At 32.5% G+C, this 25,603-nt stretch carries 28 protein-coding genes; 12 read left to right on the top strand and 16 right to left on the bottom strand.

Annotated features, from left to right (window positions below; translation table 11 throughout):
- Nucleotides 1-181 precede the first annotated feature (181 nt).
- Together proC and ACFCYN_RS12415 are read left to right on the top strand one after the other, a co-directional pair.
- Nucleotides 182-1,021 carry a pyrroline-5-carboxylate reductase gene (gene proC / locus ACFCYN_RS12420; protein WP_375949581.1) on the top strand — a complete coding sequence of 280 codons (840 nt, stop codon included), beginning with the start codon at nucleotides 182-184 and terminating at the stop codon, nucleotides 1,019-1,021.
- A 76-nt stretch (nucleotides 1,022-1,097) separates the two neighbouring features.
- On the top strand, nucleotides 1,098-1,361 hold the full coding sequence (locus ACFCYN_RS12415; protein ID WP_375949579.1) for a hypothetical protein: 264 nt from the start codon (nucleotides 1,098-1,100) through the stop codon (nucleotides 1,359-1,361).
- 163 nt (nucleotides 1,362-1,524) lie between these two features.
- Here the strand turns inward: ACFCYN_RS12415 and cbpA are convergent, their stop codons facing one another.
- The 6 genes from cbpA to rnz form a co-directional block, all read right to left on the bottom strand.
- Nucleotides 1,525-2,172 carry a cyclic di-AMP binding protein CbpA gene (gene cbpA, locus ACFCYN_RS12410; RefSeq protein ID WP_172443973.1) on the bottom strand — a complete coding sequence of 216 codons (648 nt, stop codon included), beginning with the start codon at nucleotides 2,170-2,172 and terminating at the stop codon, nucleotides 1,525-1,527.
- A gap of 585 nt (nucleotides 2,173-2,757) precedes the next feature.
- Nucleotides 2,758-3,309, bottom strand: a complete 552-nt coding sequence (locus tag ACFCYN_RS12405; RefSeq protein ID WP_172443972.1) for an NADPH-dependent FMN reductase — start codon at nucleotides 3,307-3,309, stop codon at nucleotides 2,758-2,760.
- A gap of 659 nt (nucleotides 3,310-3,968) precedes the next feature.
- Complete coding sequence (locus ACFCYN_RS12400) at nucleotides 3,969-4,604, bottom strand: PspA/IM30 family protein (RefSeq protein WP_375949576.1); 636 nt, start codon at nucleotides 4,602-4,604, stop codon at nucleotides 3,969-3,971.
- A 15-nt stretch (nucleotides 4,605-4,619) separates the two neighbouring features.
- Nucleotides 4,620-4,949 (bottom strand): lmo0954 family membrane protein, encoded by a 330-nt coding sequence (locus ACFCYN_RS12395; RefSeq protein WP_172443970.1) that lies wholly within the window; start codon nucleotides 4,947-4,949, stop codon nucleotides 4,620-4,622.
- A 160-nt stretch (nucleotides 4,950-5,109) separates the two neighbouring features.
- Nucleotides 5,110-5,856 (bottom strand): polysaccharide deacetylase family protein, encoded by a 747-nt coding sequence (locus ACFCYN_RS12390; RefSeq protein ID WP_172443969.1) that lies wholly within the window; start codon nucleotides 5,854-5,856, stop codon nucleotides 5,110-5,112.
- Between the two features lie 209 nt (nucleotides 5,857-6,065).
- Nucleotides 6,066-6,992, bottom strand: coding sequence for a ribonuclease Z (rnz, locus tag ACFCYN_RS12385; protein ID WP_172443968.1), 927 nt, complete (start codon nucleotides 6,990-6,992; stop codon nucleotides 6,066-6,068).
- A gap of 147 nt (nucleotides 6,993-7,139) precedes the next feature.
- Here rnz and ACFCYN_RS12380 point away from each other — a divergent pair, with 147 nt between their 5' ends.
- The 3 genes from ACFCYN_RS12380 to ACFCYN_RS12370 all read left to right on the top strand — a co-directional run bounded on the left by ACFCYN_RS12380 (nucleotide 7,140) and on the right by ACFCYN_RS12370 (nucleotide 9,484).
- Nucleotides 7,140-8,252: a BMP family lipoprotein gene (locus ACFCYN_RS12380; RefSeq protein WP_172443967.1), complete on the top strand. Its 1,113-nt coding sequence runs from the start codon at nucleotides 7,140-7,142 to the stop codon at nucleotides 8,250-8,252.
- A 75-nt stretch (nucleotides 8,253-8,327) separates the two neighbouring features.
- Nucleotides 8,328-8,720, top strand: coding sequence for a hypothetical protein (locus tag ACFCYN_RS12375; protein ID WP_172443966.1), 393 nt, complete (start codon nucleotides 8,328-8,330; stop codon nucleotides 8,718-8,720).
- Between the two features lie 152 nt (nucleotides 8,721-8,872).
- Nucleotides 8,873-9,484 carry a DsbA family oxidoreductase gene (locus ACFCYN_RS12370; protein ID WP_375949572.1) on the top strand — a complete coding sequence of 204 codons (612 nt, stop codon included), beginning with the start codon at nucleotides 8,873-8,875 and terminating at the stop codon, nucleotides 9,482-9,484.
- A gap of 116 nt (nucleotides 9,485-9,600) precedes the next feature.
- On the opposite strand, the gene ACFCYN_RS12365 is transcribed toward ACFCYN_RS12370, so the two are convergent.
- Entirely contained in the window at nucleotides 9,601-9,759 is a 159-nt protein-coding gene (locus tag ACFCYN_RS12365; protein WP_172443964.1) for a hypothetical protein, read from the bottom strand.
- A gap of 230 nt (nucleotides 9,760-9,989) precedes the next feature.
- Between ACFCYN_RS12365 and ACFCYN_RS12360 the strand changes: the two genes are divergently transcribed.
- The gene (locus ACFCYN_RS12360) at nucleotides 9,990-10,931 is read left to right on the top strand and encodes a Gfo/Idh/MocA family protein (RefSeq protein WP_172443963.1); all 942 of its coding nucleotides are present in this window, start codon (nucleotides 9,990-9,992) and stop codon (nucleotides 10,929-10,931) included.
- An 88-nt stretch (nucleotides 10,932-11,019) separates the two neighbouring features.
- Here ACFCYN_RS12360 and ACFCYN_RS12355 read toward each other — a convergent pair whose 3' ends face one another.
- Nucleotides 11,020-11,883, bottom strand: coding sequence for an AraC family transcriptional regulator (locus ACFCYN_RS12355; RefSeq protein ID WP_172443962.1), 864 nt, complete (start codon nucleotides 11,881-11,883; stop codon nucleotides 11,020-11,022).
- A 97-nt stretch (nucleotides 11,884-11,980) separates the two neighbouring features.
- Nucleotides 11,981-12,904 (bottom strand): DMT family transporter, encoded by a 924-nt coding sequence (locus ACFCYN_RS12350; protein WP_375949569.1) that lies wholly within the window; start codon nucleotides 12,902-12,904, stop codon nucleotides 11,981-11,983.
- 202 nt (nucleotides 12,905-13,106) lie between these two features.
- On the opposite strand from ACFCYN_RS12350, the gene ACFCYN_RS12345 reads away from it, so the two are divergent.
- A complete protein-coding gene (locus ACFCYN_RS12345) occupies nucleotides 13,107-14,027 on the top strand; it encodes an NAD(P)/FAD-dependent oxidoreductase (protein ID WP_375949567.1) in 921 nt (306 codons plus the stop codon).
- Nucleotides 14,028-15,160: 1,133 nt separating this feature from the next.
- Here the strand turns inward: ACFCYN_RS12345 and ACFCYN_RS12340 are convergent.
- Nucleotides 15,161-15,925: a MerR family transcriptional regulator gene (locus tag ACFCYN_RS12340; RefSeq protein WP_375949565.1), complete on the bottom strand. Its 765-nt coding sequence runs from the start codon at nucleotides 15,923-15,925 to the stop codon at nucleotides 15,161-15,163.
- Between the two features lie 144 nt (nucleotides 15,926-16,069).
- Nucleotides 16,070-16,579 (bottom strand): hypothetical protein, encoded by a 510-nt coding sequence (locus tag ACFCYN_RS12335; RefSeq protein ID WP_375949563.1) that lies wholly within the window; start codon nucleotides 16,577-16,579, stop codon nucleotides 16,070-16,072.
- A 271-nt stretch (nucleotides 16,580-16,850) separates the two neighbouring features.
- Between ACFCYN_RS12335 and ACFCYN_RS12330 the strand changes: the two genes are divergently transcribed.
- Nucleotides 16,851-17,291 carry an SET domain-containing protein gene (locus ACFCYN_RS12330; RefSeq protein WP_172443958.1) on the top strand — a complete coding sequence of 147 codons (441 nt, stop codon included), beginning with the start codon at nucleotides 16,851-16,853 and terminating at the stop codon, nucleotides 17,289-17,291.
- A 34-nt stretch (nucleotides 17,292-17,325) separates the two neighbouring features.
- Here the strand turns inward: ACFCYN_RS12330 and ACFCYN_RS12325 are convergent, their stop codons facing one another.
- The 3 genes from ACFCYN_RS12325 to ggt are packed head-to-tail and all read right to left on the bottom strand — an operon-like array spanning nucleotide 17,326 to nucleotide 20,069.
- Nucleotides 17,326-17,853, bottom strand: a complete 528-nt coding sequence (locus ACFCYN_RS12325) for a chromate transporter (protein WP_375949561.1) — start codon at nucleotides 17,851-17,853, stop codon at nucleotides 17,326-17,328.
- On the bottom strand, nucleotides 17,853-18,431 hold the full coding sequence (locus ACFCYN_RS12320) for a chromate transporter (RefSeq protein WP_172443956.1): 579 nt from the start codon (nucleotides 18,429-18,431) through the stop codon (nucleotides 17,853-17,855). Before ACFCYN_RS12320 ends, ACFCYN_RS12325 begins: the two co-directional genes overlap by 1 nt.
- 21 nt (nucleotides 18,432-18,452) lie before the next feature.
- Complete coding sequence (gene ggt / locus ACFCYN_RS12315; protein ID WP_375949558.1) at nucleotides 18,453-20,069, bottom strand: gamma-glutamyltransferase; 1,617 nt, start codon at nucleotides 20,067-20,069, stop codon at nucleotides 18,453-18,455.
- A gap of 268 nt (nucleotides 20,070-20,337) precedes the next feature.
- On the opposite strand from ggt, the gene ACFCYN_RS12310 reads away from it, so the two are divergent.
- Nucleotides 20,338-21,018, top strand: coding sequence for an N-acetylmuramoyl-L-alanine amidase family protein (locus tag ACFCYN_RS12310; RefSeq protein WP_375949556.1), 681 nt, complete (start codon nucleotides 20,338-20,340; stop codon nucleotides 21,016-21,018).
- A gap of 76 nt (nucleotides 21,019-21,094) precedes the next feature.
- On the opposite strand, the gene ACFCYN_RS12305 is transcribed toward ACFCYN_RS12310, so the two are convergent.
- Nucleotides 21,095-22,333, bottom strand: coding sequence for a DNA polymerase IV (locus tag ACFCYN_RS12305; protein ID WP_375949554.1), 1,239 nt, complete (start codon nucleotides 22,331-22,333; stop codon nucleotides 21,095-21,097).
- 156 nt (nucleotides 22,334-22,489) lie between these two features.
- Between ACFCYN_RS12305 and ACFCYN_RS12300 the strand changes: the two genes are divergently transcribed.
- From ACFCYN_RS12300 to ACFCYN_RS12290, 3 genes are all read left to right on the top strand, one after another.
- Nucleotides 22,490-23,011, top strand: a complete 522-nt coding sequence (locus ACFCYN_RS12300; protein ID WP_375949552.1) for a VOC family protein — start codon at nucleotides 22,490-22,492, stop codon at nucleotides 23,009-23,011.
- 196 nt (nucleotides 23,012-23,207) lie between these two features.
- Complete coding sequence (locus tag ACFCYN_RS12295; protein WP_172447581.1) at nucleotides 23,208-23,564, top strand: globin domain-containing protein; 357 nt, start codon at nucleotides 23,208-23,210, stop codon at nucleotides 23,562-23,564.
- A 16-nt stretch (nucleotides 23,565-23,580) separates the two neighbouring features.
- Nucleotides 23,581-23,982, top strand: a complete 402-nt coding sequence (locus tag ACFCYN_RS12290; protein ID WP_375949550.1) for a thiol-disulfide oxidoreductase DCC family protein — start codon at nucleotides 23,581-23,583, stop codon at nucleotides 23,980-23,982.
- Nucleotides 23,983-24,162: 180 nt separating this feature from the next.
- Here the strand turns inward: ACFCYN_RS12290 and ACFCYN_RS12285 are convergent, their stop codons facing one another.
- Complete coding sequence (locus tag ACFCYN_RS12285; RefSeq protein ID WP_375949548.1) at nucleotides 24,163-25,503, bottom strand: glycosyltransferase family 2 protein; 1,341 nt, start codon at nucleotides 25,501-25,503, stop codon at nucleotides 24,163-24,165.
- Between the last annotated feature and the right edge of the window lie 100 nt (nucleotides 25,504-25,603).

The raw sequence follows: 25,603 nt of genomic DNA, 5'->3' as shown, positions 1-25,603 counted from the left end.
ACAAACTAAGTTGCTTTAAATTTTTCAAAGCACAGTCTAATATTACTAAAAAAATGACTTACCTCCAGTTAAAGCCAAAAAATAAATTTATTAAATTAAATAAAAGCACAATGTCAACAAGGAATATAGCATATGTTTCTCTAATATAATTATCTATTATAATAAGGGTGAGGTGAGTGTAATGTTTCTAGGAAAAGTTGCGTTTATAGGTGCAGGTAGTATTGCAGAAGCATTAATTGTAGGATTAATAGATAGTGGGTATATTGAAAGTGATCAAATTGCTATTACAAATAAAGAGGATCTTGATCGTTTAGATACATTACATACTAAATATGGTGTATTAGCTACTACTAACCGTCAGCTTGCCATCTCTGGTTCTAGTGTAGTTTTTTTAGCGATGAAGCCTAAAGATGTTGGAGTCGCACTTGAACAATGTAAAAGTCTTTTAAATGAAAAGCAACTAATCATTTCATTAGTAGCAGGTGTTTCAATCAGTACACTTAAACATCTGATTGGAAATGAAAATATGAATATAATTCGAGCAATGCCAACTACATCTTCTCTTGTTCGAAAATCAGCAACTGCTCTTGCATACCCAGATGAAGTTCCATTTGAAAAAGTGCAAACAGCAAAAAGATTATTTGAGCGAGTTGGTATTGTAGCTAAAGTAGAGGAAGACGAATTACATGCAATGACTGGATTATTTGGTAGTGGACCAGCTTATATATATTATGTCATTGAACAATTTGAACGAGCTGCGATGGCACTAGGTATCCATCGTGATATTGCTAAACCATTTATTCAACAAACTCTAATGGGATCTATTTCAATGCTTCAAGAAACGAATAAATCACCATTGACGTTAAGAAAGAAAGTTACGAGTCCAAATGGAACAACTCAAGCAGGAATATCTGTACTTGAAGACCGTGAAGTTGCTAATTCATTTTTAAATTGCTTTATTGAGGCAACTGTACGATCACGTGAAATCCAAGAGGAATATGAAAAAATTAATAAAGTTTAATATGCTTGTCATGACTCTCCTCCTTAGGTAATAAAATGATACAGGTAACTGTGTTGTCCTAAGGGGGAGAGTTTTTATGATGAAAATAACAAACAATAAAGTATTACGAGCAAGTATAAAGCGTATTCTCATCACTTTCGCTTTAATCGTTACTTTAATTTTACTAATTGGCTTTCTAACAATCAGTTATGTTGTTGGCAATTCAATGGTTGAAGCAAAAGATAAACCACTTAGTTATCCTCAAAAAGTATCAACTCTCCTACTATCAAAGATTGATTCATTGAAGAAAAATAAAGAAGTTAATCATGTCATACATAAAGGCAGAATTAAGGGGAAATAAATAAATCCTACTTTAATGCCGACCAATATTCTTGTAGTATAACTCATAGACTGACGAGCCTTTAGGGGAAGAAAGAAGTAATTGGAAACTACATCGATTTTTATACACCGTTGCCAAGTTAAAAAGAGCAAGAGGATCTACAAATCCCCTTGCTCACTAACTATTATTTTTGAGTAGCATGATTAGTTGCAACTTCTTCATGCATAATATGAAACTCTTTTTTAATGATGTCTTTTTTCAGCTTTTTATAATCATCTTCACTAATTGTTGGTGGCAGTGTAATTAAAATTCTTCTATAAACCGAATCACTGTCTAGTGTAATACAGCTTTTCAAATTCGAATATTTATTTACGAGTTTAGCTAAAGTTGCTAATGCACCCTCGTGTTCCATCGTACTTACTGTTAGGGAGTAACCGCCATCCTTCAGTCCCCAAGCTTCTTCTAGTAACTCAAAAACTGTTTTATGTGTTAGAATCCCAACAAATTCATTTAAATCATTTACTACTGCTAAATATGGAAAACGTTTAATCGTAAAAAACACTTTAAAAAATGGTGCATCCTCTTGAATAGGAGGACATTCTTTACGTACGAAATCATTTACCGTTTTCCCTTGTAAAGAATCATTATCTACTAAATACTCAGCTAAATCTACTCGATATAAATTTCCTACATACTCTTTATCGTTTTCACTTAAAACTGGAATGCATCGATACTTCGTTTTCTTTAATAAATCCCAGGCAAACTGCGCTTCCGTAGAAACCATACAATGTACTACATCATGTTTTTTTACAATATTACTTTTAATTCTCAATCAAAACCCTACTTTCAATATTTATTTTACGAATCATTCCTAATTTTTCTCAATAAAAAATACATTTACACATATAAAAGCTTCTTCAAGCTGTAGATTTAAGCGCTGTTATCGAAAGTAGTTATGATATAATCAGCTCACTTCCCACCTTTCCTCAATTTTAAGCCTCCTTATTCTTTCCCCGCTGTATATCAAGATGTTTAGTATATTTGCAGGAAACTTTGCGGATGTACCTTAAACTATATTTCGAACTATTTTAACAGAACTCTTTTGAACAATCTCGAAGCCTTTCATAATAAATTCGCTCTTTCTCAAAATGTACCTTTTTTGTATTTGCAATTAATTCTTAATTTTCAAATAATTATACTAAACAATACAAAGGCAACATTTTATTAATATTTCTAAATGAGAAATTTATTCCTAAAAAATAGCTGTAGTTTTTTATAGGTGATAATTGAAGGGATTCTTGAGTTAAGGATAGAGGGCATTTGTGGAATTTCTTAACTCATACGGCGTTCACTATATTCACTAGTAAAAAAAGAATATCAGACGCTCTTTAGCGACTGATATTCTTATCAATAATAATTATTTTCTCAATGTTTTTAATGCGCCACTCCAAGCAACAACTTGGTCAAGCATTGCATTTACATTATTAAGGTGTAATTCAGCTGGTTTGAAAGTAGTATAGTTTTCAAAATCGGTAAATAATGACAGTGTTGGGTGAGTACGAACGTCTGCGATCATTAGCTCGCCTAATATTCCTCTTAAATGTTCAGCTGCACGGGCACCGCCTGTTGAACCGTAACTAACTATACCTGCTGCTTTGTTATTCCAGGCATCACGAGCGAAATCAAGTGCATTTTTTAATGCCCCTGTAATACTGTGATTGTATTCCTGAACGATAAATACGAATCCATCTAAGCTGTTAAGTTTTTCGTTCCAAGCTGCTATTCCTGGTTCAGTTCCATCAGTTGTTCCTAAAAAAGGTAATTGATAATCAGCTATATCTACAATTTCATAGTTTGCATCTTCACGTTTATCAGCTAATCCTTTAAGCCATTCTCCCACTTGTGGGCTAACTCGTCCCTGTCTTGTACTACCTAAAATAATACCTACTTTTAATTTTTCACTTGTCATTGTTATTTCCTCCTAATTTAGCTTATTAAAATATATTTTTCCAAATTTTGTGCACCTAATCCAATTCTCTTAAATAAATCACTTCGCTGATCTTTATCATCATGCGGGAAAAATGATAAATTTTTAGAATTGGTTGCAACGTGTTTGGGAAAAATCTCGTCAAATAATGCTATTCCTTCCTAGGGCGGTACAACATTAGAAGCTCTTGTATTATTTGGGTTTGTTTGTCTTTCTTAAAGACCTATTTCTACAACATCAGCTCTGGAAGCCTTCATCCAAACACGAAATCCAGTTTATTTTGTTTTTGCATCAACCAAGGTTATTTTAGTTTTTCTATTTAAAGAATCATTTATATTTCTCTCCATTTAAATTGAATATTATTATAATATTCTCAATATTAGGACTCCTATATCCTAACATTAGGATATATTTCATGTCAAAAAAAACAACCCAATTTATGGTAATTAGGTTGTTTGGCATGTGTAAATTTAAGTACGATATTACAAATTTGTCTATTTAGACAACAAGCATTTAATGTTCTGTTATCTAAATCAATGTACGTCAGACTATTTTTTCATCTAAACAAATAAAAGTGTAGAGAAATTTTTAAGGGATTCTCTACACTCTAAAGAAGTGATTACCTTCTCTTCTTCTTTAAACTATTTGCTTAATTTAACTTTTAAATCTTTTTTTAATTGATCAATTTTATAATCAAATGATTGTAAATCAAATTCTGAACGGACTCTTAATTCTAAATCGCGAATTTGTTTTTCAAAATAGTTGAAATCAATTGACGGCATTTTACTATTAAGTAAATGTTGTGTTTCATTAATCTTTTTTGTAGCGTGAGCCATGTTTTGACGAGACATTAAATCATATTTTTTCGTATGAAGCTCTTTTAATTTTTTTTCGATTTGATTAAGCTGCTCATGCATAAAGCTAATTTCTTCTTCTGTTTTAGTAATTAAAACTGCAAACTTTTCAGCTTGTTCTTTGTAAAAAGTTAAATCTTCACTTGCACGTTTAATTAAATCTTCTGCACCGGCTTCGTTTGCTACCTTAAGTTGCTCTTCTCTCTTAAGTACCATTTGTAGAGATCCTTCACGCTCAACTTGGAATTTTGTACGTAGTGAATAATGTTTATCAATCAATCCTCTTACTTTGCCTAACTCATTTTCAGATTGTTTGATGAAGTAATTTAATTGAGAAATTGGATTTTGTTGTTCCTTTTCATCTAATAAACCATGTAAATCTGCTGAGATTTGATCTTTAATTCTAGTAAATAAGTTTTTCATTTTCATACGCTCCTCTTATTTTATAGGGTTAAAATTTTCATCGTAAATTTTATATTCATCTTCTTTTAGTCTTTTTTGATTTTTATAATCTTTATATAGGTAGTAAAGCAGAATTGCTGCTGCAACACCTATTAAAGAAGGAAGACCATTTATGGCTATCGCTAAACCGATTAATCCGATAATCGTCCAGAAGATTTTCATCAAAATAGAATCTGTTTTCATAAACTTTTTAAAACTGAAATACGTAATGACTAATCCAAGTGCTAATGCAATTAAGCCACCTAAATTCGCTAAAGCAACTCCAATTAATATTAGTACGAGGATAAAAAATAAAAACTTCTTCATGACCTCGTCGCCTCCTTTCAACTTATACTCCTATCTTATACAAGTTTTTATATTCGAATAATGGCCTGAGGAATGGTTTTATATCGGTCTTAAGTAGTAGAAGGAGCCAGGTAAACAAAAAAACCAGATCAAAATGGATATCCATTGATCTGGTTTTATACTAAAAGCTAGGTAATTTAACTCCTGCTTTTAATTGTAATAGCTGAGATACTGTTACAAACTGATAACCTTGCTTTTGAAGTGCTGGTAGTATTTGTTTTAATGCTTCAATTGTTTGACTACGGTCACCACCGTGATCATGAAAAAGAACAATATCTCCTTTTCTAGTATCTTTTAATACATTTGATACGATTTTATAAACACCTGGGTTTTTCCAATCAAATGTATCCTGATGCCAAGACCACATTACAGTTAAATAGCCAAGGTCGTGAACCGTATTGATTGAGCGCTCACTATAATAACCAAACGGTGGTCTGAATAAGACCGGTTCAACATGTGTAGCTGAAATAATCGCATCATGAGTTTTATGTAATTGATCTCTAATTTGCTCATCAGTTAAATATTGAAGTCTAGCATGAGTATAAGTATGATTTGCAACTTCATGTCCTTCGTTAATTTCTCTTAAAGCAACTTCAGGATATTTAGCAACGCGTTCACCAACTAAAAAAAATGTAGCTTTAGCATTATACTTCTTTAGTAAATCTAGTACAGCAGGAGTATATTCATCATTCGGCCCATCGTCAAAAGTAATAGCGATTACTTTTTCTTTTACTGGTACTTCCCAAATAGCAGTACCTTGCTTTTCATAATAATAACGATTTTTACTTTCAGCATTTACGTTTTTTGAATTATACAAAATGAATTGGAAACTTAATATTAATAAAAGGATAACTTTTAACTGTTTCAAAGCCCCGACCTTCCTTTTACACAGAATACTTATATCATGTCTCTAAAATATTCTTTTATGTACAGAACTCAATTTCTTAAAAGTCAAAGCTCATAAAGAAAACTCTCCAATTGGCGAGTTGTTATACGAAAACAGATGAGAAGTTGCACTTATAATTACTCTTCGTCCTTACAAAATTAAATTTTTTAACGTGAAATAAAATATGCAAATCATTCTTTTCTTTTTATTTCGTATTCATCAAAATCATTCGCTATATATGTATTTTCAAATATTTCACGTGCTTCGTTTAATAATTTGATCGAAGAATCACCTTGATACCTTGCACTTATATGTGTTAGGTATAGTGTTTGTATTTCCTCACTTTTAGCGACATTTGCAATTTGAGTGCTTGTTGTATGATAGTAATCATATGCGTGAGTGGATTCATCATCAGCAAAAGTAGATTCATGAACTACTAAGTCCATCCCTCTTGCAAGTAAGTTACTTTTATTAGTAATACGCGTATCCCCTGCAATTGCAATTTTGCGTCCTTTTTTTGAGGTACCGATAAAATCCTTCCCGTTTAACACTCTTCCGTCTTCTAATGTTACGGTTTTCCCTTCTTTCAGGAACTTATAAACAGGTCCAGGTTTTACATCAATTTTCTTTAATTCTTCTACATTTAATTCACCAGGTAAATCCTTTTCAATTACTTGGTAACCAAAAGATTGAATGCCATGCTCAAGCTCGATCGCTTGGACAATAAATTGGTCATCTTCAAAAATAATACCTTCAGTCGTCTCAATATATTTAATAGGGTATTTTAAGTATGTACCGCTAATTCTAAAACTAGTTTCAACGTACTCCTTTATCCCTTTAGGTCCATAAATAGTTAATAAATCTTCTCCACCTAAAAATGTTCTACTACTTAACAGCCCAGGTAATCCGAAAATATGATCCCCATGACAGTGAGTAATAAATATTTTCTCAATTCGTCGTGGTCTAATTGGCGTATGTAATATTTGATGCTGTGTAGCCTCGCCACAATCGAATAACCAAGTAACTCCTCTTTCCTCTAAAAGTTGTAGAGCGATACTTGTTACATTTCGACCTTTCGATGGCATACCTGCTCCCGTTCCTAAAAATACAAGCTTCACGTTAATGCCTCCATCTAATTCATTTCTAATTGTAACAGTACCACTTGTAATTTAAATTGCCAACACTTTAAAGAATGATTTATGAATTGATTGGGAAATTTACACAATAGAGCTTCGTTTTTAAATTTAATTATGTGGAGGAAAACAATGCGAAAACGTTTTTTCCAAATCGCTACAGTTTCAATCATTACTTGCATGACATTGACTAGCTGTACTAGTCGAAATAACAATATAAGTAGTTCATACAATGAAAAAGAAAAAAAGTTTAAAATCGGAATCGTGATGGGGAAAACTGAAATTCATGATAAAGGGTTTAACCAAGCAGTCTGGGATGGTATTAAAAAAACGGGGGAGAAACATAACTGGAAGGAAAAGAAAAATTATGTAAAAACAGATGCCCCTTCAGACAAGGACGCAAAAAAAGAATTAACGAAGTATGCAAAGAAAAAGTATGATTTAATATTTGGCATCGGCTATTCATTTCAAAAGGCAATCGCTGAAATTGCAAGTAAAGAAAGGAAATCTGATTTTGTCATCGTTGACGGGATTGTTGAAAAACCAAATGTCGTAAGTATCACTTATCGTGAAGAACAATCAGCATTTCTAGCAGGAATTGCAGCTGCAATGAATACTAAAACCCATAAGATTGGCTTTGTGGGAGGTACAAAGGATCCATTTATTAAAAGATTTGAATACGGTTTTAAAGCAGGTGTTATGTCAGTAGACCCAAAAATAAAAGTAAAGACTAAATTTGCTAATACATTCGACAAACCTGAAGAAGGAAGTAAATTGGCCAAATCTTTGTATGGGGAAGATGTTGATATAATCTTTCAAGTAGCAGGAAAAACAGGCCTAGGCGTATTTACTGAAGCAAAAAAATTAAAGAAAAGTGGTAAAAAAGTTTGGGTAATAGGCGTCGACCGAGATCAGTATAAAGAAGGTTTACCAGAGAATGTCACTCTTACATCTGCAATCAAAAGAATTGATAAAGGTGTCGATGAAGTAATCACAAAGAAATTGAAAGGAAACTTTCAAGGTGGCCGTATCTTAAGATGGGGTATAAAAGAAAACGGTGTTGGACTTTCAAAAAATAAGAAAAATTTAAATAAAGATACAGTAAAACAAGTTAATCTATATCAAGCAAATATCAGAACAGGACATATCGATGTACCAGAAAACAAAAAAGATTTTGATAACTTCTCTCCAGTAAAGCCTGAAAAAGGTGAAATCAAAAAGAAAAAAGTAAAAATAGGAAAATAAAAAAATTATCTTGTCCAATTTTATGAATATTTCGCATATAGTATAGTACCAACAAAAAAAGTTAGGTGTGATACTATGTCTATTCGGGATTTCATATTACTGTTCTATTGTTTTATAATCTTTTTATCAGTACCAATTGGATATAGGTATGTTTCAAAGAAAACAAAAGAAACTGGTCAATTTCTACCGTTTTTAGTAGTATCGCTTGGCATTGTTTTAGCAGACGGAATCCTCTCAATATTAATATGGTCAATGTTTACATCTCAAATGGATACGTTTATGTATATAGGTGGATTACTTACAGGAATGATCTTCACTTCAATTTGTGGTCTATTACTATTTTTCGTTTTACTTTTAAGAAGAAAGTATTTTATAAACACATTCTTTGATCTAAACCCTGCTTTAATTGAAACAAATCTTCCACCTGAGGAAAATCATAACGATGACTTAAATAATTCTAAGAAATAGAGCCTTCATGCTCTATTTCTTTAGTTTGTAGAGAAATCAAAAAAATTTTATTAATTGGATAAATTAAAAACTAATCAATTGAGAGCTTAAAAATTGAGATTATGTTCTAATTTTGTATATACTTTCTTTAATCGATTTAGGAGGTTTATGAAATGAAAGTTACGATTTATTCGGACTATGTGTGTCCGTTTTGTTATTTAGGAAAAAAACCACTTGAGGAAGCACTTAAAGAAGTTGATGGTGTAGAGCTTGAATGGAAACCATTCCAACTAAGACCTGAAGGGACTGAACCATTAAGTCCTAATAGTTCATATATTCAACAAGGATGGAAATTCGGTGTTCAACCACTAGCTCAAAAGCTTGGCGTTGAAATGATTTTACCAACAATGGATCCCCACCCTTCTACTAAGTTAGCACATAGAGGATTTTTATTTGCAGAAGAAAATGGCAAAGGTTCTGAATATGCTCAAGCCGTATTAGCTGGATTCTGGACAGAAGGTAAAGAAATTGGAGATGTAAATGTTCTTGCAGAGATTGTAGAGAATCTTGGCTTAAACCGTTCTCAATTTATTGAAGCTGTTTCAAGTACAAAATACGATTCATCTATCCAAAACCCTAATTTTATTAATGCAGTACCATCATTTATTATTGGTGATAAAGTTTTACAAGGCGTTCAAAGCAAAGAAGCATTTGTTCAAGCGTTAAATAACGAAAAACTAAGTGAGCAATCTTCGCTTAGCTGCGATCTAGATGGTAACTGTTAATAAAGTATAATCAAAAAGGATGTCCACATAAGTCTAATTACTGACTTTGAGACATCCTCTTTTTTTATTCTACAAAAATTATTCTTAATTAAGAACAAATAAAAATAATTAACAAATTATTTTTCCTTCACTTGATTCCAATCAATTTCATATGGATTTGCAGCTAAACTTTTTCTTATTTCAGGATCAATACTCAAGAGATTTTTTATTACTATAGGTTGAATAGTATCTTCCCAATCTCCACTACCATCATAATACACAGGTTTCTTTTCCAACATGTCACCTCCATCCAGTACTTATCTATGAATTGAATTCGCTTAAGCAGACGAAATTACCTTTTAAAAATTGGAAAATTACGAATCTTTTTACTCAAAATTCAATCCATACTAAGGAATTTGCATTAGATTTAATTTAAACCTGTAAGAAATAAGTATCTCATCCTTTAATAATTTAATTTTTCTTACTATAATTACATTATAAATCTACTTTGAAAGGTGTTTTTCTTATGATAAAAGTTGGTATTATTGGTCTTGGCGCAATTGCCCAAAGATTAATTCCTTTATTTTCAAATCATCCAGAAACAAAAATTGTAGCAATTTGTGACACATTACAAGTTAGAGTTCAAGAAATTAGTAATCAACTAGAGTCTGTTCAATCATTTACAAATCATCTTGAAATGCTTGAAAATACCGAACTAGACCTAGTTTACGTTACAGTACCTCCGAAATATCACTATACAGTCGTATCTGATGTAATTTCAAAAGGAATAAATGTTTTATGCGAAAAGCCTCTAGCGAACTCAACTGAGGAAGCATTAGCACTATTTACGCAAGCAAAAGAAAAAGGCATTTTTCAAGCAATGAACTTTCCTCTAAACTACAATGTTGGAAGTAAGTCCTTTGCTGGCTTAGTTAAATCAGGATATGTTGGGAACATAAGAAGAGTCGAACTCAAAATGCGTTTTCCAAATTGGCCAAGACTTTGGCAACAAAATGAATGGGTTGCTACGAAAGAACAAGGTGGCTATGTTTTAGAGGTTGGTGTCCATTACATACAACAAATCCAAAAGATATTTGGTAAGATGAAAGTCATTACAAAGCATGTTCAATATCCCACTGACCCACTAGCATCTGAAAATGGGATCATTGCCTTTCTTGAATTAGAAGATGGAACGCCTGTATTAATAGACGGCTTAAGCCAAATTGCGGGTGAAGAAGAAATTAAATTTACAGCTTATGGATCAGAAGGAACTATTTCATTAGTTAATTGGGCTGATCTAGAAGGTGGAAAATTTGGTGAACCTATTAGGCCTATTGAATCCGATCAAACATTAGCAGATTCATTAATTAATAATTTAGTAAAAGCCCTTAAAGGTGAAGAAGCAACTATCATTGATTTCTCAGAAGGGTACGAGGCACAAGTAGTTTTAGAATCATTACGCGGATAATTTAGCCTTAAAGAAGATTTAGAATCTATACATAAAAAAGGTGCATTTCTTAATTGAAATACACCTTTTTTTTGTTCTTAACTATTACTTATTTAACTGGGATCCAAATTTCAGAATAATAGTCTTCACTAAATGGATTTCCTTCTGGATAAAGTTCAAATTCAGGAATTCCTGCATGCGTATAACCACTTGAAGGGAACCATTCCGAAAATATTTTTTTCCATGCATCTTGCATTGCACTTGGCATTGCCCCATGGACACCAAATACGGCCCATTTTGAAGCAGATATTTCATGATGATCAAATCCCTCTGGTGTTTCACCTTCATGCACGGCTGCAACCCAATATTCTAGTAGATTTTTTGATTTTTGCTCCTCATTCATCATACAAACACCTAACACACCTTTAATATCACCATTATTTAATTCATACAAACGGTCACTCGTACCATTTGAATTAACTTCTTCCCACATTTTAGGAATCAACTGCTGTTGTTGGTCATTTAGAAATGAAAACTCTTTTTTCACTCCAACTACTTGAAAAGCACTTTTTTCTACAATATTAAACTGCATTGGTTCTGCTCCCTTCAAACTCACCTGAATGACAAGGCGGTTATACGATTTTAGTTTTCCGATAAACTTTCTTGCTTCACTTGGCGTTACACCATGCTGTCTTCGAAATGCCTTTGAAAAAGATTCAGGAGAGTCATATCCATATTTCAAGGCGATATCAATTATTTTTAGATCTGTTGTTGTTAATTCATTTGCAGCTAATGTCAGCCTTCTCCGCCTTATATACTCAGCAATATTTATATCTGTTAATATAGAAAATGTTCGCTGAAAATGAAATACTGAAGAATTTGCTTGCTTAGAAATCTCTTCAATCGTTAACTCGTGTAGTAAATTGTCTTCGATATAATCAATTGCCTTTTGTAATGATTCAACCCAAGCCATAGGACTCCTCCCTTAAATACATCATATCAATTTAAAATTTATCATTCCTGTCTTTTTCTGCTCTTATGTGACAGAAAAAGGTCTATTAAATTAAGCTTTAAGCTTCGACCTTGTGATCAGTAATCGATAATATAACGATAGTACTAATAATACATAGGCTTCCGATCCAGTCTACTAATTCAAAATTTACATTTAGCCAAATTACAGATAACACTGCAGCAGATAATGGTTCAACACAAGCAAGTAAGCTAGACTCAGAAGCATTAATATATTTTAAACTCTCTAAATAGCAGTAAAAAGCAATTAATGTCCCAAAAATAACAATAAAAATCACTGCGAAATATGCACTAATTGACCAGTGACCTTGAAAATGAAAAGGTGAGTTGATGAAACTGAAACAAATTCCTCCAATTAGCATTCCCCACCCTACTACGATTGTTGACCCATATTTTTTTAAAAGATTTTGAGGTTGCAAAGAATAGAATGCTAAAGAAAATGCAGATGCTAGCCCCCAAAATAGTGCCCAACCAGTAATAGATAGTCCTTTAATCGTTCCGTGTGTTACTAATAAAAATGTACCGACAAGTGCTAAAATGACAGCAAATATCTCTTTAGTAGTAGGCATTTTTTTTAAACGCATTGCCAAATACCAAGTAATGATAACTGGAGCTAAATATTGCAAAATAGTCGCTGTAGCAGCATTTGAATTTTTAATTGCTGCAAAATATGTATATTGAACCGCTAGCATTCCAAAAATACTAAATAAAAATAAACTTATGACATCCTTTTTATTTTTCCAAATTTCACTAATATTTTTCTTTTCCTTTAAACTAGCAAAAATTAGTAAAATGATACCCGAAAAAAGCAATCTGACAACAACTAACCATTCTGGACTAAAATGATTTTTTTGAAATAAAAACTGTGCCACAGTTCCAGAAATTCCCCATAAAATGGCCGCAGTTAATACGAGAATAATTCCTTTTGTTCTTGAATTTGATAGTGCAATCTTATTTGTACTCATGTTAACTCCTTCCACTAAAAAATAATTCTGTTATCTATTAATAGAAGAATCGTAACACACTTTAAATATTCAGAAAATATTAATCAACAAAAAATTAATTTTAGGATAAACAGAGTAAATGAGAAATATGCGTTTAGAAACTGTTATATTGGAAAAATTGAACATATATGAAATTGTAATAATTGATTTAGGAGAAAAGGTTATGAACGAATTATACGAATGTATCATTATTGGAGGAGGCTTTGCAGGATTACAAGCATCCATTCAGCTTGGAAGATACCAAAGGAAAGTACTTGTAATAGACTCAAATTATGGTCGTTCAACATTATGTAAATCATATCGGAATATATTAGGATGGCCAACTGGGATTAGTGGACAACAACTAAGGCAACTAGGAAGAAAACATGCTGAAAATTACGGCATATCTTTTCTTGAAGATAAAGTGATCAGTGTACAAAATGTAAACAATCACTACAAAATGGAGACGATTGCTGGAAAGCCTTATTCTGCCAAAACAATATTATTGGCGACTGGGCTAATTGATCGATTTCCACAAATTAATAATTTAGTCGATTGTCTTGGGTCTACTATATTCGTTTGCCCAGATTGCGATGGATATGAAGTTTTAAATAAAAGTGTAATCATACTAGGATCTGGAGATGTAGGTGCTGAACTTGCCATTACATTAACTTATTGGTCAAATCAAATTACATATATTAATCACGAAGGTAATGAATTAACTCCAGATTTACACGAGCGACTTATGAAAAATGGGATTCAATACCGAAAAGAAAATATCAAAGAAGTTCTAAAAGATGGAGTTTCTACGTTTAATGGCATTTGTTTACAAAGCGGTGAAAAAATTTATGGAGAGCGAGCTTTCATTGCCTTCGGTGGAAATGAAGTACAAAACAGTCTTGCAATTCAACTAGGTGTAAAAATGCTAAATAACAAACATGTCATTGTAGACACCCGAACAAAAGAGACAAATATAACAAATGTATGGGCAGCAGGTGATCTTGTGACCCATTCACAACAGGTCACAATCGCAATGGGCGAAGGAACCCAAGCCGCTGTCTGGATTCATAAAAGACTATTAGAAATGAATGTGAGTCATCCATGATCAAAACTAATCAAAACAGCTCAAATTAAATAGGATCATGTCCACTATCTAATAAAGATGAATCGTTTAATTCAAAAAAGTATTACATCCTTTATTGATGTAATACTTTCAAAGTGCTGAAATATAAAATGGTCAATAGTTAAAACATTACTATGCGGTATATTTGATAGTAAATTTGTAATCTTTTGATGATGTTTTTTATTTGATTTGATAGATAATTATTATTGAATACCAACAAACTTTATAAGTAGCTCTTTTTCAGAATTTTAAAAGTAATGAGTGGGATTAATAAAGTTCATTTTAACATCCTTTTTATTTTAATGAGTTGATTGTAACGGAAGGGTTCTCGACTCCTATGGGAGATGCGGGAAGGCTGAGACCCCACAGGCACAGCCGAGGAGGCTCAGGTCTCGCCCCATGGAAAGCGAGAATCCTGCAGTGGAAATCAACATCACACAGCTTCTTATCATCCAGAAGTATTTTTTAACTGTTTTGAATGCTTGTGGCTCTCTAAGTTGATTTTAAAAAAATACATAGATAAAAAAATACATAGTCGCCATTGCTACAATAAACACCACTATTGGTATTAACAAGCGAATAAACGTCGAAGGAATGCGAGATCTTTTATATGTATCTTCAATACAAATTATACAAATTAGATAAATTATTGCTGATAACACCGCTCTAACTAAATCATAATTTCCTATTAGTTTAAATGAGTGATAGTGGTTTGCATATCTAAATATATAAAATTGTACGAGATTAAAAATTAAAAATAATAGAAAATAATAAAATACACTTAATAAATAAGTGCTAAATTTTACTTTTTCTCGTTCAATATTTGGACCTTTTTTAAATAAATTTTTCTTATGTCGGTCTTTCCTTGGTATAAATTGTTCTTCCATCGCAGTACATCCTTAGTTTAAAAATTGAATTATTTAATCAAATTCTTACCTATATTGTACATAAACATTCCATTATTTAAAAATTTATCATACTGCCTTACTTAAATTATATCTTAAATTCGTCATGATAAAAATTATTATACCAAATTTTACTAAATAGAATTAATATTTTTTCCCTTATTTTATGAAAAAAGTGCACTTAGATAAACTCTAAGTACACCTTTTTACTTATTTTATATTATTTGTGTAGATCTGAATGGCATCTCTTAAAAATTCAGCTGTTCCAGGTTGTTCTTTATCATAGTATGCTCGAAAGCGTTCATCATCAACATACATCTGTGCTAATCCAGCGTGAGCTTCCTTACTATACTTACTCCAGTAGAAACTTAACCACTGCTTATGCAAATCAGCTGCTTTTTGTGCAATCTCATTAGATGGGTCACCTATTTTAAATGCTTCGGCTAATGTTTTTGTCAACTCTTCAGATAGTCGCGTTACTTCTTTATGTTCTTCCTCTGTCATATTCATTACTTTTTGGTTTGCTTTGTTAACAGCTTCATCCCCATACTTTTCACGTGCTTCTTTACCATATTGCTTTTCATTCTCTTCTATCATATCTTTCTTAAAGCCTTCAAATTTTTCTTTATTAGTCATAATAGTTCTCCCTTCCTTTTGAGCAATTGACTTTTCTACATTTGAAATTAATAAATCCAATTGCTTTCTTTTATCAAGAAGCTGTTCACGATGTTCTTTTAAAGCTTTGGAACTGTTAAAATTCGGTGATGTAACAATTTCTTTTATATTTTCTAAATTCATCCCTAGTTCTCTATAAAATAGAATTTGCTGTAATCGATCTACTTCCGCTTGACCATATATACGATATCCAGATGAGTTTATTCTTGCCGGCTTAAGAATACCAATCTCATCATAATATCTAAGAGTCCTAGTGCTGATTCCTGCTAAATGTCCAAGCTTTTGAACTGTATACTCCATGTAACGACCTCCTGACAACTTAACAATACACCTTTACGCAACGTCAATGTCAATTCCATATTCTATCTTATTTTGAAAACTAAATCGTATGTAGACAAAAAAAATCCCCTTTACTTAGGGGATATCAGTGTGTAATCAAGTTAATTATTTACCCGTAAATACTTTCATGCCATTTAAGCCATTAAAAGGTTTAGCACCAGGAGCATTCAAATTACGAACGACAAGTTTATATCGTTTATTCGACGGAATTTCTTGTTTAAACGTTAACAAGAATGAATTATTATCTCCTTGTACTTTTGTAATCGTTACTTGGTTACTTGATAAAGCATTACTTGCGTTAAATTTGCTGTTATTTCCAAGTGATGCAATGCCTGTTGGGATTGTATCTGACAGACTTTGAATCCAATAAACTGATGCTTTTGTTCCTTCACTAAGTTCAACTTGTGCATCAAAAGTTACTAAAATTTGATTCGTTGAAACTTGGAATAGATCAGTAACCTTAGGAATTTGATTTACAGGATGTGAATGCTTTGACTTGTATCCTTCGATTTGTAGAAAATCGTTTTTAGTAGCAGCACTTGCATGCATATTACTAGGAAGAATAGAAGACATTACAATCAATAAAAACATAATCTTATAAAAAATTTTCATCATAAACTGCCTCCCTATAAACTAGAACAATTTTATATTTTGATGAATTGGCAAATTATATACTTAGAATTCTCTAATTTTCATTATTTTTCTATTTGAAAAAGCTTTTCACTTTTTTAGCCAATTCGGTTTCATTGTCAACCTTGTCTGAACTACAAAATCTTGTAAAAATTTAATTTAAGTTATTTCGTGTAAAAAATATAAAAAATTGATTTATATTTAAAATAGTGGCAAACTATCTATATAGACTTTAGAGAGAATTATAGGTGTAATTATGATTGAAATTAAAATTTCTACATTAAGTGACGGCGAATTTAACAGAGGCGTTTTTGCAACACGCGATATTGCAAAAGGAGAGCTTATACACGAAGCGCCAGTAATTTCTTACCCGAACGAAGAGCATGAACATATTGAGAAAACTTTATTAGCAGATTATGCATTTGAGTATGGTATAAATCATACAGCCATTCTTCTAGGATACGGCATGCTATTCAACCATTCATATGAAGCAAATGCTGTTTACGACATTAACTTTGATAATCACACATTTGATTTCTTCGCTTACAGAGATATTAAAGCTGGTGAAGAGATTTTAATAAATTACAATGGTGAAGTAGATAATTTGGATCCGCTTTGGTTTAATAAAGATTACGAAGAAGCAATCGCAAAACAAGAAGAATTAGAAAAAGAAGAAAAAGAAAAAGAAACCAATTAATTGGTTTCTTTTTTCTATATTTCCATGGCATGTCTTAAAGATTAATTGCGCCATATATTAATGCACCAAGTACTACAAAAGCTGGATGAATTTTAAATTTTTCCATTAGGAAAAATGTGCATGCAGCAATAAAAACAACTTGGAATGCGCCTATATCATGAAATGAATCTGAAAAAGATTGGTATGTTAGAAGACCTAATAATATAACGATTGTAGGCTTTACATATGCTGTCAACCTTTTTACTCGAATTGATTCTCGATTTTTATATAATAACCTAATTAACAAAATCATTAATAATAAAGATGGTATAACTGTCGCAAATACTGCTATAAACGAACCAAAAACCCCACCAATTTTATATCCGATATATCCTGCCATTTTAGTTGCAATCGGTCCTGGTAAAGCATTCCCCATCGCAAAAGCTTCATGAAACTCTTGCTGTGATAACCAATGTTTTTGTGTAACTACTTCATTTTGAATTAACGGAATTGTTGCAGGTCCGCCACCATAACCCAAAAGATTCGTTATAAAAAAAGAAAGAAACAGTTTCCAATAAATCATCAGTTTTCACTTCCCTTCCTCTTATGAGGATGTTCTCGGGAAGTTGACTTTACTGGCTGAAAGATTGCAAACAGTAATAATCCACCGATTATGATTGCAGGATGGATATGCAAAAATTGGATAAGAATCAAACCTACAACTAAATGAATTAAGATTGTTGGTGTTTTCAATCCTTTTTTCGAGCTTTGATAAAATTGCCACGTTAATACGCCTAACATCACTCCAACAACAGGTACAATTGCTTCCTTCATCCCATTTACCCATTTAATGTCCTTAAATGAAGTTAATGAGGTTAAAAGAACAATCATTAAAATAATCGTCGGTAAAATCGTTGCGATAATTGCATTAAGCATTCCAATCAGACCACCAATTCGATAGCCAATATAACCCGCTAACTTTGTATTAATAGGTCCTGGAAGCATATTTCCAATCGCTAATATTTCTGAAAACTCTTCATCTTTCATCCATTTAAATGTATCGACGACTTCTTTATAAACTAAAGGAATTGTTGATGGGCCACCACCATATCCTAATATGCTACTGCGAAAAAATGCGATAAATATACTTAATTGTTTCATTAAATCAATTCCTTTTCAATTTTACCAACTTGCTATACAGCCATCCGTTCTCGATTCTGTACCACCCATTAAAACCCCGGATTCTTCATTTCTCCATATAATTTGTCCACGTCCGAAACTACCAGTTTCTTTTGCAAACTTGACTTCATGACCTTTGGACTGAAGATCTACTACCATTGATTGAGAAAAACTCGGTTCAACTTCGATCGTTTTCCCTTCAATCCATTGCCATCTTGGTGCATCAAGAGCTTCTTGAGGGTTTAAATGGAAATCTATGCTGTTCATTATTACTTGTACATGTCCTTGAGGCTGCATGTACCCACCCATTACACCAAATGGTCCAATAGCTTTATTATTTTTTGTTAAAAATGCCGGAATAATCGTATGATATGATTTTTTCCCGCCAATTAAAGCATTAGCATGTAACTCATTTAAACTAAAATCATGCCCTCTGTTTTGTAAACCGATTCCCGTTCCTGGAATAACAATCCCAGACCCAAATCCCATATAATTACTTTGAATAAACGAGACCATATTTCCATCGCTATCAGCTGTTGCTAAATAAACAGTACCACCATTTGCTGGTCTACCTGGTAACGGTGTACTTGCTGATTCAGATATTTCTTGAAAACGTTCTTTGCCATACTGATCACTTAGCAAGCTTTCGACTGAAGTCTTCATAAATTTCCGATCCGTTACATATTCTTTTCCACATGCAAAGGCTAACTTCATTGCTTCAAGTTGTTTATGATATGTCAATGCGTTCTCTTTTTCATCAAACTGTTCATTTTTCAAAATATTTAAGGCCATAAGCGCAATGATGCCTTGTCCATTAGGTGGAATTTCCCATACATCATAGCCTCTATAGTTTATACTAATTGGATTTACCCATTCTGGTTTAAAAGATTGTAAGTCTTCTTTTGTTAAAAAGCCTCCGTGTTGATTAGAAGATGCAATAATTTTATCTGCTATTTCTCCTTTATAAAAATCCTGCCCATTTGTTTCAGCAATTTTTTCCAACGTTATTGCATGATCTAACGATGACCAAATTTCTCCTACTTCTGGAGCTCTTCCCTTTGGAGCAAACGTTTCAAACCAAGCATCAAACTCAACAGAATTTAGTTCTTTTTTGTAAATTTCATAAGCCCTCTTCCAAAACTTACCTAAAGTAGGTGAAATTGGAAAACCTTCTCGAGCATATTCAATCGCCGGTTGTAACACTTCCTTTAATGAAAGCCTTCCGAACCGATTCGATAACTCAACCCAAGCAGCAGGAGCTCCAGGGACAGTCACTGGGATCCAGCCAAATTTAGGCATCGTTTCATAACCTAAATTTTTAACTTGTTCAATCGATATATTTTTAGGTGCAGGTCCACTTGAATCTAAACCGTATAGCTTTTCGTTCATCCAAACTAATGCAAATGCGTCTCCACCAATTCCATTTGAAGTCGGCTCAACAACAGTTAGACAAGCAGCTGTTGCGATTGCTGCATCAACTGCATTCCCACCCTTTTTTAAAATATCTAGGCCTGCTTGTGCAGCCAATGGTTGTGAAGTAGCTACCATACCATTTCTCGCATACACCACATTACGATTTGATGAATAAACATGTTCATTTACTTTCATTTTTGTAAACATACTTTTCCTCCTTGGCGCTGGCCTGGGTTAGTTATAAAACAAATTAACTTAATAAAGAATTAAATTCGACAATATTCTGCTAATCCCCTACTTAAATACGAATTCTAATTTAAATTTATACTTTTCACTTAAAATAGTAGATCTGTTACAGCTCTATTTCATTTTCTACAATGTAAAAATTATCATGATTTGTTTTATGTCGGTGGTTGCTTGTCCATTTCAAAGGAAAGCACTTTGAATAGTTTAATACAAGGAGGGGATTAGAATAATGTTAAAACTTTATTTAGATCCAGGTCATGGTGGCACTGATTCAGGTGCAGTCGGCAATGGATTAAAGGAAAAAGACCTAACTTTAGATATCGCATTAAGAATTAGAGACTTATTGAACAACTATAATGATGTAGTCGTTAGAATGAGTAGATCTACAGATACTGATCGTTCTTTATCAGAACGTACTAACGATGCAAACTCATGGGGTGCTGACTATTTTTTATCGGTTCATATCAATTCTTTTAATACATCAGCGTCTGGTTACGAGGATTATATATACGATGGTTTGTCGGATACGTCTACTTCAGCTCAATATCAAAACGTTATACATCCAGAAATCGTAAAGGTAAATGGTTTAGCTGATCGAGGTAAGAAGAAAGCTAATTTTCATGTATTACGTGAATCAAATATGCCATCAATTCTAACTGAAAATGGATTCATTGATAATGCCAGTGATGCAGCTAAACTGAAAGACCCAAATTGGCGTCAAAAAGTAGCGCAAGGGCATGTAAATGGATTGGCAAAAGCATTTAACTTAACAGCTAAGTCTAATTCTGAGATGCATAGAGTAATCGTCGACGGAGTACAAGTCGGAGCTTATGAAGATGATCAAAATGTACTAAATGCAGTAGCACAATATCTTCCAACAGCAAGCAAAATAATCATTGAAAAAGTTTAAAAAATTTAACAAAAAAGACGGTCAAGCTACTAGACCGCCTTTTTTTCATTGAAAAATACATCTCAAAAATGGTTATTTACTCAGTAGATTTCAATATATCTAATATATTATTTGGGTCAATTTTCTTTTTTTGTCTACCTAAACTAATAACTTGTTCACCATATTTATCTTGCAATTTATGTAATGTTTCAAATAATGGTTCTTGTTTTGCATCCTTTTCAAAAGAAAATAGATCCAATTGCTTAGATACTTCATCTTTCGGATTTAATTGAGATGCAGTTACTCCGATTAAACGTAATGATTCTCCATTCCAGTTTCTTTTCCAAAGGTCAAATGCTTCTTTAAATATTTCATCACCTTGTTGTACAGGTGTAGAAAGTGTTTTACTCCGGTTAATTGTTTTCCGATCACTGAAACGAAGAGTAATTGTTACTGTGTCTGCAACTAAACCTTTCTTAATTAAACGTTCAGCAACACGGTTGGAAAGTGCTTCAAACTTCTCTACAATCATCGGTTCTTCAAATACATCAATTGAAAATGTCGTTGATTGACCAATTGTCTTATGTGAAAGCATACGACTAGGATCGACTTCTCTATCATCTATTCCATTTGCCTTATTTCTTAATGATTTACCGTTTACGCCTAGTAAATCTTGTATTTTCTTTTCGTTACTTTTTGCCAAATCTTCTATTGTCATAATGTCAATTTCATTTAATTTTTCTTCCGTTTTCTTACCAACGCCATGCATATCTCCTACTTTTCTGGGCCATAAAATAGTAGGAACATCTCTTTTTCGAAGAACAGTAATTCCAAGTGGTTTTTTCATATCTGAAGCAGTTTTTGCTAAAAACTTATTTGGAGCAATCCCGATACTACATGGCATATCTAGATCTTCTAACAGCATTGACTGAATCATTTTAGCTATTTCAATTGGATGACCTAGTTTCTCATCACAATCAGTTATATCAATATAACCTTCATCAATTGATGCTACTTCAATTTTAGGACTTATTGCACCTAATTTTTCAAATATTTGCCTTGAGACCTTTCGGTAAGCTTCAAAATTTGGAGTTTTCACAATCATCTCAGGACATTTTTTTCGTGCTTCCCATAATGGCATTGTTGCACGAATTCCAAAAGCACGAGCTTCATAGCTTGCAGTTACGATGATACCCCTGCGCTCTTTTTCATTTCCGGCTACAACTACCGGTTTACCTTTTAATGATGGATCATTTGCTATTTCAACTGAAGCAAAAAACGAATTCATATCAACATGTAAAATAACTCTTCCGCTCTTTGGCGCCCATTGATTCATTGCTACACCTCCTATGCTAGTATAATATCAATTTGTTATATTTCCTATTATTTGAATTAGTGTTCCATAAAAGGGAAAACTAGTAAAATTTGTAGTCAAATTTTAAAAACTAATTTCTAATTATTATAACGTTTTTAGTAATAAAGGAGAAAAGCTATGCAAAGTAAAATTCAAAAAATCTCAACGAATTTATGGTTTGATACACAGGCTGAGGCAGCTGTAAATTATTACACTTCAATTTTTAAGAATTCAAAAATAGGAAGAATTACCCGTTACGGCAAGGTAAGACACGACCCAAGTGAGATGGAACAGGGATCTGTAATGACGATCCAATTTAGTTTAGAAGGTTTAGATTTTGTTGCATTAAATGGAGGTCCACATTTTAAATTTACTGAAGCAATATCTTTCATCGTCCATTGTGATTCTCAAGAAGAGATCGATTATTATTGGGATAAACTTTCAAAAGACGGAGACAAAAGCTCACAAGTATGTGGTTGGTTAAAGGATCAATTCGGCGTTTCATGGCAAATTGTTCCCTCTATTTTACCACAATTATTAAATGACCCTAATCTAGAAAAATCTGAACGCGTGATGAAAGCAGTCCTCCAAACGAAAACTAAAATTAATTTAAATGAATTAATAAAAGCATATGAAAGTGACAGCCCCTCTTCTATTTAGAAAAGGGGTTTAACAAATTAATCAATTCCTTTGAGCCAACTTTTCTTCATAATCATACCCCAACCTAACCTTTTTCCACTTTGTACCTGCTCTATTTGCTTCTCATAAAGTCTAAAAAGAGATAAAATAAACCTATCTATACTGTATTTTTTGAAATAAATGGAGGTATTATCTTTTGACTAATCAAAATCAAACAATGTATGAATATATAGGGAAAGAAAAATTGGAAGAGCTAGTTGATACTTTTTATTCTTATGTGTCTAAACACGAAAGATTATCACCTATATTTCCAGGTGACTGGGAAGAAACAGCACGAAAACAAAAACTATTTTTAACACAATTTTTAGGCGGTCCACAATATTATAGTATGGAACGAGGTCATCCAAGAATGCGCGCTCGTCATTTACCGTTTCCAATTACAATTGAATTAGCTCATGACTGGTTGGATTGCATGGCAAAAGCTATGGACGATGTAGATTTAGACGAAGAAATTAAAGATCCATTATTGCAACATCTGAGAAATGTTGCTTACCATATGGTTAACCAAGAATAATAAGTAGGGGATTAAAATGGGCGATAATCCAGTTATACTTTTCGATGGAGAATGTATTTTATGTAATGGAGCTGTTCAATTTATTATTAAACATGACCGTAAAGGTTATTTTCATTTTGCCGCTTTACAATCATCATTTGGAGAAAAACTTATTTTAGAACATCCTGAACTTAGTTCGATTGATTCAATTATTCTAATACAAAATGGAAAAATTAAATATGAATCTTCAGCAGCACTCAGGATTGCAAAACATTTAGACGGTTGGCCAAAATTATGCTTTGTCTTTATAATGATTCCTAAACCAATCCGTAATTTCTTCTATCGACTTATTGCTAAAAATCGCTATAAATTTTTTGGTAAAAATGAAACATGTATGATTCCTTCCAAGGAAATTCGAGATCGGTTTTTTTTAGAATAAAGAAAACTCGCCGATTGGCGAAAACAAAGGGGTAGTAGCACTTATACTTAATTCCTAAAATTGGAACTACTTCGTTTTTTCTTCTCTTCTGCCAATTTAAACTTTCTTAATGAATAAAACAAAAGAGGACCTAAAAAAGTACTTTAACTTTTAAGGTCCTCTTTGCTATTTAAAAGGTTTCTATTCCCAAACTCGCTTTAATTTAAAAAATTCCTGAATATAACCATAAAGTGAAACTGGTGACATAATCATTTGATAAAATAATAGGAAGAATAAAAATCCGATACGATTATTTCTAATTCTTAAATTTAAATTGCGGAAAACGTAATTTCGCTGATAAAAATAAAGGATTGAGTAGCTCACGAATGTTAACGGAAGAACTAATAGTGTCATTGGACCGACTATTAAATTAATACCAAAAAAGGCTAAAATCAATCCAGGTATCCAACATAAAGTGTAAACTAAATCTAAGTAAAGCATCATTAGATTTATACCCGTTAAATATTTAGTATAAACCTGCGGCTGTTGCCAAGGTTTAATTTCAATAAGCCCTTCAACCATTCCTCTAGCCCATCTTGATCTTTGTTTAGCAAAGTGACCAAACGTTGTCGGTGCATCAGTGAATGCTACTGCTAATGGTTCAAAATAAACCTTCCATTTTTTCTGTAAAAGTCTCCAAGTTAAAACGATATCTTCTCCAATCGCATCTGGCCACCCATTAACTTCCTTTACACAATCAGTTCTATATAAACTAAATGCACCTTGAGCAACAAGTGTTCCTTGATACAATCCTTGCAGTCTTTTAATTGAAGCAATTCCTAAGAAGTAATCCCATTCCTGAATTTTAGTCCAAAATGTTTCACGGCTATTACGCACTAGCATAGAACCAGCAACCGCACAAACATCAGAAGGACTACTTTTCATCCTTGAAACTAAATATCTGAGCGCTGAAGGATGTATTAATGTATCTGCATCTAATGTAATAACATAAGGCGTTTTTACATAATCCAAACCCTTATTCAGAGCATGAAACTTACCTGGCTTTGATTCATGGATTAACGTAATATTTGATTTTAACTCTTTTTTCGCTCTCATTACTTCACGATCTGTTTTATCAGTTGAGTTATTATTTATCACAATAACGTTTATTTGACCAGTATAATCTTGATTTGAAATATATTTTAACGTATTAAAAATAGCTCCTTCTTCATTATAAGCCGCGACTAATACTGTAACCGAATCCGTAGGAAATTCATTTTTAAAATTAGGTTGTTTATCGAGTAGTAAACTTATTACTAAAAAAGTGCTCATATAGCCCGGAATATAAGCAATACCACTTATAATAATGATTGCAACGGGAAAGGTAACAACATCAGATAAATCATCTAACCACGGAATTGAAAGATAGATTGAAAAAATTAACCACATTAATGATACGACATGGCTAATCCAAAATTTCTTATTAATTGTTAAATAATATCGTGTGCCCTTTTTGTGAATAGGAGACAAGTTAGCTTTCAATAGTCTCCCCCCTTTTTATAAAGTTAAGTTCAGCTTTCAATCCGATTAAAAAAATTATATCACAATAATACTTTTGTTTTCCTTAGCAACTTATGGTAGT

Origin of the sequence: Gottfriedia sp. NPDC056225, from assembly GCF_042267765.1 — a bacterium.
GTDB lineage: Bacteria > Bacillota > Bacilli > Bacillales > Bacillaceae_G > Gottfriedia.
The sequence above is the reverse complement of the archived record's forward strand: the minus strand, read 5'-3'. Positions and strand labels throughout refer to the sequence as shown.